Source organism: Pseudomonas sp. HMSC066A08, from assembly GCF_001813025.1.
Classification (GTDB): domain Bacteria; phylum Pseudomonadota; class Gammaproteobacteria; order Pseudomonadales; family Pseudomonadaceae; genus Pseudomonas; species Pseudomonas aeruginosa.
This window is the reverse complement of record NZ_KV811237.1, coordinates 1-278: the sequence shown is the minus strand read 5'-3', so window position 1 is coordinate 278 and position 278 is coordinate 1. Positions and strand designations below refer to the sequence as shown.

The 278-nt window shown below is 38.1% G+C and carries 1 protein-coding gene; it reads right to left on the bottom strand.

Translation table 11 applies throughout. The annotated features are described in order from the left end of the window. Nucleotides 1–278 (bottom strand): DoxX family protein (locus HMPREF2886_RS32780; protein WP_139148380.1); only part of this gene is annotated, 278 nt, incomplete at both ends.

The following is a 278-nucleotide window of genomic DNA, read 5'->3' as shown; positions in this document are numbered from 1 at the left end:
AATCACAATGGTTAAAAATAAGAAAGTGGCTAATGCACCAGCACCTAACCATAGATAGCGATCAAAAAGGACTAAAATCGATCCAGCGAATAAAACAATGGCGCTGGCAAGATTAAAAAACCAATCAGGGTTTAATCCAGCTGCACGCATCTCAGCCAAACTATTCTCATAATCAAATACCTTGGCAAAGCCCGATGATAAAAATAACAATAGAATTAGCACTCTTGCGACAATCCATAATGTTTGGCTTTCAAGAATACGTGCAATTGAGTTAGGCA